Origin of the sequence: Oryzibacillus soli (genome assembly GCF_051594765.1) — a bacterium.
In the GTDB taxonomy this organism is placed as follows: Bacteria; Bacillota; Bacilli; order Paenibacillales; family NBRC-103111; genus Paenibacillus_AR.
Genome location: NZ_JBPPGJ010000041.1, coordinates 1 through 7,337 on the forward strand (window position 1 = coordinate 1; position 7,337 = coordinate 7,337).

The 7,337-nt window shown below is 52.8% G+C and carries 10 protein-coding genes; 9 read left to right on the forward strand and 1 reads right to left on the reverse strand.

All coding sequences use genetic code 11. The features are described from left to right. The 8 genes from ACSEXW_RS27705 to ACSEXW_RS27740 all read left to right on the forward strand — a co-directional run. Positions 1-1,492 (forward strand): phage tail-collar fiber domain-containing protein (locus tag ACSEXW_RS27705; protein ID WP_438449423.1); only part of this gene is annotated, 1,492 nt, incomplete at its 5' end. Positions 1,493-1,504: 12 nt separating this feature from the next. Next, on the forward strand, positions 1,505-1,852 hold the full coding sequence (locus ACSEXW_RS27710) for a hypothetical protein (protein ID WP_438449424.1): 348 nt from the start codon (positions 1,505-1,507) through the stop codon (positions 1,850-1,852). A 203-nt stretch (positions 1,853-2,055) separates the two neighbouring features. Then, on the forward strand, positions 2,056-2,355 hold the full coding sequence (locus tag ACSEXW_RS27715) for a hypothetical protein (RefSeq protein WP_438449425.1): 300 nt from the start codon (positions 2,056-2,058) through the stop codon (positions 2,353-2,355). Between the two features lie 2 nt (positions 2,356-2,357). Beyond that, entirely contained in the window at positions 2,358-2,723 is a 366-nt protein-coding gene (locus tag ACSEXW_RS27720; RefSeq protein WP_438449426.1) for a phage holin, LLH family, read from the forward strand. After that, a complete protein-coding gene (locus tag ACSEXW_RS27725) occupies positions 2,716-3,492 on the forward strand; it encodes a glycoside hydrolase family 19 protein (protein ID WP_438449427.1) in 777 nt (258 codons plus the stop codon). Before ACSEXW_RS27720 ends, ACSEXW_RS27725 begins: the two co-directional genes overlap by 8 nt. Before the next feature lies 1 nt (position 3,493). Then, the gene (locus tag ACSEXW_RS27730; RefSeq protein ID WP_438449428.1) at positions 3,494-3,796 is read left to right on the forward strand and encodes a hypothetical protein; all 303 of its coding nucleotides are present in this window, start codon (positions 3,494-3,496) and stop codon (positions 3,794-3,796) included. 15 nt (positions 3,797-3,811) lie between these two features. Next, positions 3,812-5,647, forward strand: coding sequence for a GDSL-type esterase/lipase family protein (locus ACSEXW_RS27735; protein WP_438449429.1), 1,836 nt, complete (start codon positions 3,812-3,814; stop codon positions 5,645-5,647). A gap of 411 nt (positions 5,648-6,058) precedes the next feature. Then, on the forward strand, positions 6,059-6,481 hold the full coding sequence (locus ACSEXW_RS27740) for a YhjD family protein (RefSeq protein WP_438449430.1): 423 nt from the start codon (positions 6,059-6,061) through the stop codon (positions 6,479-6,481). A gap of 119 nt (positions 6,482-6,600) precedes the next feature. Here ACSEXW_RS27740 and ACSEXW_RS27745 read toward each other — a convergent pair whose 3' ends face one another. Continuing rightward, positions 6,601-6,870, reverse strand: a complete 270-nt coding sequence (locus ACSEXW_RS27745; protein ID WP_438449431.1) for a helix-turn-helix domain-containing protein — start codon at positions 6,868-6,870, stop codon at positions 6,601-6,603. A 92-nt stretch (positions 6,871-6,962) separates the two neighbouring features. Here ACSEXW_RS27745 and ACSEXW_RS27750 point away from each other — a divergent pair, with 92 nt between their 5' ends. After that, on the forward strand, positions 6,963-7,223 hold the full coding sequence (locus ACSEXW_RS27750) for a hypothetical protein (protein WP_438449432.1): 261 nt from the start codon (positions 6,963-6,965) through the stop codon (positions 7,221-7,223). The last annotated feature ends 114 nt before the right edge of the window (positions 7,224-7,337 follow it).

Genomic DNA, 7,337 nt, shown 5'->3' on the forward strand with positions numbered 1-7,337 from the left:
TAACGGATTCAAGTTTACGAATAAAGGGCTGGCCCTCCAGGCCAAAGCACAGGCGGGAACCGAACTGCAGTTTACCCGGGTCGGCATCGGGGATGGAAGCCTGGGTGCGCAGCAGGTGGTCAATCTGAACACGCTGGTGAGCCAGAAGATGAGCCTTCCGATCACGAAGCTGAAGCCCCAAACAGGCGGGAAGGCGGCGGTTGGGTTCAGCTTTACGAATCAGAGTGTGTCGACCGGGTTCTACTTCCGGGAGATCGGCCTCTTCGCGCAGGATCCGCAGGACGGCGAGATCCTCTACTGCTATGCCAATGCCGGCAGCGGGGCGGAATTTATTGCGGCGGGCGGCGGGGCGGAGGTTGTCGAGAAAGCCATCGACATCATCGCCGTCGTGGGCAGCGCAACGAGCGTCACCGCGACGATCAACTCTTCCCTGGTGTACGCAAGCCAGCAGGATCTGACGGACCACAAGACGGTTGCCACATTGGACCATCCGGACGGATCGGTTACGACCGCCAAGCTCGCCGCCAAGGCGGTCACAAGCGCCAAGCTCGCCGATGGGGCGGCCACGGATACGGTGATCGGGAATCGTACCGCAGACCAAACCCAGGTCCCATCCAGTAATGTCGGGCTGGTTACGCAATTCATCTCCTGGTTAACAAACCGGTTAAAGGCCATCATGGGGACGACGAATTGGTACGACGTGCCGCCTACGACGTTGACCGCGGCCAACACTCATATGAACGCGACAACCGGCATCCACGGCGCGACTTCTACGGCAACGGTTAATGCGATAGCTCAGCGGGACGGAGCTGGCCGCATGAAGGTGGCTGCTCCAGCCGCGAGTGATGACGTGGCCCGAAAGGATACGGTCGATGGGGCGATGACGGCACATACCGGCGCGACCGACCCGCATCCGCAGTATTGGAGCACGAGCGAGATCCGGATCAGCAACGGCGTACCGGAATTTTTGATAGATGGGGTGTGGAAGCCAGTGGGTATGGGTGTACTCGCTATTTCAGATACCGTGAAGGAGCAAGACGCAACCGAATATTTAATCAGCCAAACATCCAACGCCAAACTCGCATATATCTTCTATCCGAAAGCTACGGGTGAAGTGCTAGTCGAGTTTGAACTTAGGAGCGATATGACCACCTTAGGGACAACAACTACGCTTTACGCTGTTTGTTATGGTATTTATGGGGCACAAAGCGCTTCATCCGGGACGTTTAACTACCCTACTATAGATCTAATAGCAAGCTCCATCGACTCGCGTACCGCTCTTGGGACTGCGTTCAATCTCGACAGTAATCAACAAACTATCAATGTAGCGACTAGGGCTAGTAACGCAGGATATGTTGTGCAGTCCGCCAAATTGAAGATCAATACCATAGCTCCGGTATACTTTATCGTTCACAATCCGTCCTATAACAGCTATGGAGTGTATAACGTTGCGGGCGTCAAGAACATCAAAATCAAGTACGACCTTAAGTAAAGGAGTGAGTCGATGATCGCGATTTTGTATGACGAAATTACGATGCGGCATACAGGTTTCTTCCCTGACTACACACCGGATGTCGCGCTTCACTGTCCATTCATTCTGGTAGAAGAAATCGCGGACATTCCACAAGAGCTAATCCAGCCGAAAGCAAACTCCCAATATATCCTAGAAGTCAAAGATGACAAACTGATTGGCTTTAATGAGATTGCCAACCCGCCTCCGCCTGTACAAACCGAGCCTACAGCTGGAGAGAGACTAGCCCATCTGGAAATAGAAAATGCATCCTTGAAGAGTCAGGTCAACGAGCTCACCGTCCTGGTTGGAGACCTGATCTTAACAGGAAGGGGTGTGTAAGATGAGCTTCTGGGCCACTTACGTCTTGCTTAAAGAAAGACAAGGAGTATCGCAGGTAACCACACTTGATTTGATTGAGGCGAAGTTCGGTTCGGAGAAACGCGCAGAGATTGAGAAGGAGCTATATGCAAGACAGTAAGGGGCCTCGGAGCCGATCCGGGGCTTATTTTATGCCCAAAGCAGGGCGGAGGGGAGGCAGGGCGATGGATTTTTCCGTCATCGCGGCCGGAATCGCGGCTACGGCCGCTGTCAGCGGGATCTTCTTGGGTTGGAATGGTCGGAATAGGGCACTTAAAACGGAGATCAAGCAGGAGGCCGTCACGGGGGCATCCCTTCGGTTGGATATGGACTACATCAAACGCGGTGTGGATGACATCAAATTCGAGCAACGGGCGCAGGGGAAACGGATCGACGAACTGTCCGAACGTGTTACGAGGGTTGAGGAGTCTTCCAAGCAAGCACATAAACGAATCGACCGATTGGATTCGGTCAAGGAGGAGTAATCATGCAGACGATTATGGATGCAATTCAGCCGTATGTTGCGACCATCGTACAAGCCCTGGTCGGGCTTCTGGTACTCGTCGTCCTGGCCGGGATTGCGCAGCTGAAGAAGAAGGTATTGGCCTTCCTGGAATCCCGCACATCGGCGGCGCAGCGGGAGACTCTACACAAGCTGGCTGCGGAAGCCTACGCATACGTGGAGCGGCAATATGCAGGCGCTGGGGAGGCGAAGCTCAACGCGGCCGTTCAGTACGTCTTGGATCGGTTGGAACTGAAGAAGTGGGGCATCGATACGGACGACGTGACGGCAGCAATTGAGAAAGCCTGGTCGGAGCTCGATGGGAAGAATCGGGGTGGTTCGAATGGGTAAGGTATACGTTTCTGCTGAGCAGCTTACGGCATTCGGCTGGCGTGACGACTCCACGCTGGCTGATCTGAATGCTGCCTTGGAGCAGTACGATATTACGACGCCTGCCCGAATCGCTCATTTCATTTCTCAATGTGGCCATGAGTCCGGCATGGGGCGCTGGACAAAGGAGCTTGCCGATGGCACCGCCTATGAAACGCGGACAGATTTGGGGAACACGCCGGAAATAGACGGAGATGGTCCCAGGTATCGTGGAGCTGGTTTTATCCAGCTAACCGGCCGGTCCAATTACCAGCGGTTTGCTAATTACATCGGTGATCCCCGGGTGATGGAGGGCGTCGATTATGTTGCGGCAGAATACCCGTGGATGAGTGCCGGATTTTGGTGGATGAACAACGGAATGAATCGTTTGGTTGATAGCGGAGCTACCGTCGAACAAATCACGTACCGGGTAAACGGCGGTTACAACGGTTTGAGTGAACGTCGACGCTTATATGAGCGTTGGATTGATCAGAGACATAGGGAGGATGCAGAGATGCAAGAAGCAATAGAAGCATTGAGGCAGCAGAACGCGCAGCTGCAATACACCGTGCAGGCGCTGGCCAACAGGGTGGCGGATCTGGAGCATCTAGCGCAGATGCCGGCCGTTCCGGATTGGGCGCAGGACGCGGTAGAATCCGCGGTGGCTGCGGGGATGGTGGACACCCCGGAAGGCGGGAGCTTTGATTTTTACCGGTTCGTGACCATTTTGAAACGAAAGGGGCTGATCTGAGATGGGGAAAAAACCGGAGGCTGTAAAGATAACAGGGAATAATGCGAAAGGGAATGAGACTCTCACCGTAAACAGCAGTACGGCAGTCGGTTTAGCATCTATACCTTCTGGTGCAACGCAGGTGCTGATTACCACAGAAACGGAAGATATCCGGTATTGGATCGACGGTTCATTACCGACGGCTTCTGCTGGCCACCTGGTTGTTGCCGGCAGCATGATTGAATTAGATACGTCAGACCAATTATCGAAATTCAAAGCGATTGCAGTTAGTGGAACGGCTACGCTGCAAATTAGCTATTTCTAAGGGGAGGGGATTCGCGTGCCGAGGATCATACCACCGCCATGGTCAAATGAATCTGCACAGCCCAAAAGTGCTGTAATATACTCACGGGCCGTTTATGATATTGCCCAGCGCATTCCGAGGGATGCTTTTACTCGGGCTAGAAGCCAAATAGGGTCTACAGGCGTACTCAAGATCGCTTTCGTTGGGGATAGCATTACCGAGGAAATGGACCAGATCAATGCAAAGCCGTCGGATGGGTACCCGTCACGGTTCACGGCGATGTTGAAACAGGCCCTGCCTAATGTAACGATTACGGTTGGTAACTTTGGCTTGTCCGGCCGGGAGATTGGACAATTTGTAAGTTCCACCTACACTGGCATGGCGTCTCCCGAGGTAATCGCTACCGGCTTCTACCGTGCTGCACCGTGGGGAGATGGCAGTGGTTCTATCCTAGGTAAATCTTGGAGCGATCATGTGAAGGATTTTGCGCCTGATCTAATTATTGTCGCGTTCGGTATGAATGGGCCCGGTTATGATGTGGCCAGTAACGTCGATGATTCGTTTAGAAGTAACCTAAAAACCATAATCGACAGCGTTGCAGCATGGCCTTCAAATCCGAGCGTTGTGGTGGTTCCGGTGTTCCTTCCTACCACAAACACCACTTTATACAGCCAAGGTCAATTGAAAACAAATGCGGTAGCGAGAGCGGCACGAGAATATGGTTATGAACGCAAGGTCGCTGTGGCTGACGTAAATCGTCTGTACCGGATCTTGCGGGATGGCGTGGACGAGGAGCTCCGCTACTTTGAGCAAGAAAAGAACTTCGACAACTGGAACGCGTTCGGTGCATGGACGTCGAGTGGATATACGGTATCCGGGGCGGTAGCTACAGCATCAACGTCCGGGACTCCATCCATTCAGAGAAAACGAAGCTTCTACAACGGTTTTTTGGATTTTGAAATGAACATCGCCGGATACGGTGCCACATATGCACAGTGGATCGACGTGCGTAGGAACTCCAAAACAGGGGAACGTATCACGTACATCGTAACTCCAAGCAGCGCTGCTGGGGTGAACGATGGCAGTATCTTACTGTATACAAGCGACACCGGCAGTGCTATCGCACTCATTACCACCCTGGATCTCCAACCTGGCGTTTGGCAGAGGTTTAGATTCGAGGCGGTGGGGCCATATCATAAAGCTTACATTAACGGGACGTTAAGACTGTCTCATACAACGTACAAAAAACTGATCGAGGGAGAAACTCGCGTTGCAGCGGTTAACAGCGGCGGTGGATCGAGCATCCGCAACATGGTTATTGGTTACCATGAGCCCACCAGGTGCAAGCCGGTATTTAACGAGTTGGAATTACTTGGTCCCGCCAATAGCTATCTCTCGGGCAATGCGATTAATCACCCATCCGGGTTTGGTCACGCCATGTATTATTTGCCCGCATTTTATGGCGTGGTTGAGGCATTAAGTGACATCAGCAACACGGATGCAACTTCTACGTCCCAATACGCTTATGGGCCCATCAAAATGACTGGCACCGGACAATTCTTATGGGCGGCGCCTGACTCAGCTGCTTATCCTGTTACTACTACGAGCGGGGACAAGATATGGTATACGGTGTATCCTGCAGATCCGACCGGCAGTAATAACCTGACTCAGTTTCGTAAGACGGACACTGGTGAGTACTTGACCCGCAATATGACGGTTACGTCCGCCAGCACCAAAGCAAATCTAGTAAACTTGGTGCCCGGGCAGTTTGCAAGATACGATAATCTGTTGTTTATCGCTTTTCCGACTGCATCAGGTACACCGCCATTAACCTACGAGTTGTGGCAATATAAGACCCCGGCCAAGACGTAATATGTTCGTTCGCTCTACAGGCTCCCGGCTCCGGCCGGGGGCTTTTTCTGTTTTCTGGACTCTGTTATAATGGGGACAATCCGGAAGCACCGGTCAACTTATAATAGAGGACCGGTGATCGTTTTGTTCAAAAAAGGTGACGTACTGAAAAACCCTGCCGACTTCGACAATGCCATGTTATTTGGCATCATGGTGGAAGTCTGGCAACGCGGGGAGCTCCTGGACTACGGCAGCCGCATCACGAAGCACACAGAGTCGGCGGTGTTTCTGGACGACGCGGAGGGGTACTTCCTAAAGGCGACGTGCCAGTTTAGGGTGAGATGAAGAAGAGCTCCCCACGAGGAGCTCTTTTTTTGCTATTGAACAAGAACGCCCGTTCGTGTATATATTTATATACGAGGAGGAGTGGCCATGGAGGAGAAGAAGTGGCAAAAATACGTCAACTCCAGCGCAACCGTCGATGAGCTGACCATGATCCGGGACTACGTCTTGTTGACTCATATGCAGACCATGATCCTTCATGCCATCGAGGAGATCGAGTACTCCCGGGATCTGCTCAAGCAGCTGCAGGTGGAGACGTCCCAGGCTTTGCTAAAGAAGATCGATACGGATTACTACACGATCCGCGTGGAGCTCAAACGGCGAGGCATCAAGCTGCATGAATCAGAAGAGAGCCAATCGGAGTCCGGTGTCATGTATTATCCGTTCGTCTGCCGCGGCTATTCAGATCGGTTTGGGATCATGCGCGAGGTCGCCAAGGCCGAGATTAGCGTCCGGTTGGCCCGGTATATGCGCGATCTGGTGACGCCTTTACATCACGGCAATTTTAATTAGGATACATGCAATATTAGGCATCCCCCGCGCATACGCTAATAGCGAGCGTGGCTTTAGCCCGCCGCCCCCGGAGCGATGGCCACCGGTGGGAAGATTCAGGTGGTGCAATACGATATGTATTACAAATTCCAAAAATCAGAGGCTCGGACGGAAGGATCTACTTCCCGAAGGGCCTTTATTATTTTCTGCATGGTTGATCCACTCGGTACGTACTCTGGATCACTGCACACCCTGGTTAAAGTATCTCGGCTGATCCCAGTTGCCTCCCGGATCCGTTCCTGCTGGATATGGCGTTTATCGATATATTGCCCGAGCTTGCTCCGTGGCTTCCCCAATCCGCTCATAGGCCTGATCACTCCTTTTATTCCAAGGGTGGTCAGGCCTTTCATTTTTTATACTAGCCTTTCGGTATTTTTGCGGAATATTGGACAAACGAGGTCCCGTATTCTTGTAACACATTCGACTTACGGAGGTGTTGCTGATGCATCGCAAGGGTATTTCATGCCGGTTCCGCAAGCAACTTGACGCCGATCTTATAGCAGCCACTGCCGCCCTATCCGACGGTGAACTCTCTGAGCTGGCCCGCAATGGGCTAAGGCTCATGCTCGGGATCCGGAAGGCGCCGGCGGTGGAGATTCGGGAGCGGCCGTTGACCGTTCCAGATGCAAAAGAAAAGACGGCTGCCGTCCCCCTGACCGGGAAACCCGCCGTCTATATTCCGAATCAAAGGCCAAAGGTGTAAGCAATTTGTGCCGCTGCGAAGAAGGCGGCCGCCGCCAGGAACCACATGTGATTCACGCTCCTTTTGATTCATTCTCTCCACAAGGCGGAGGTGTTATGCCGGTGTTATCGACCG

Coding starts and splice junctions, on each gene's coding strand:
- ACSEXW_RS27710 (WP_438449424.1), top strand. CDS start 1,505: ATGATCGCGATTTTGTATGACGAAATTACGATGCGGCATACAGGTTTC.
- ACSEXW_RS27715 (WP_438449425.1), top strand. CDS start 2,056: ATGGATTTTTCCGTCATCGCGGCCGGAATCGCGGCTACGGCCGCTGTC.
- ACSEXW_RS27720 (WP_438449426.1), top strand. CDS start 2,358: ATGCAGACGATTATGGATGCAATTCAGCCGTATGTTGCGACCATCGTA.
- ACSEXW_RS27725 (WP_438449427.1), top strand. CDS start 2,716: ATGGGTAAGGTATACGTTTCTGCTGAGCAGCTTACGGCATTCGGCTGG.
- ACSEXW_RS27730 (WP_438449428.1), top strand. CDS start 3,494: ATGGGGAAAAAACCGGAGGCTGTAAAGATAACAGGGAATAATGCGAAA.
- ACSEXW_RS27740 (WP_438449430.1), top strand. CDS start 6,059: ATGGAGGAGAAGAAGTGGCAAAAATACGTCAACTCCAGCGCAACCGTC.
- ACSEXW_RS27745 (WP_438449431.1), bottom strand. CDS start 6,870: ATGAAAGGCCTGACCACCCTTGGAATAAAAGGAGTGATCAGGCCTATG.
- ACSEXW_RS27750 (WP_438449432.1), top strand. CDS start 6,963: ATGCATCGCAAGGGTATTTCATGCCGGTTCCGCAAGCAACTTGACGCC.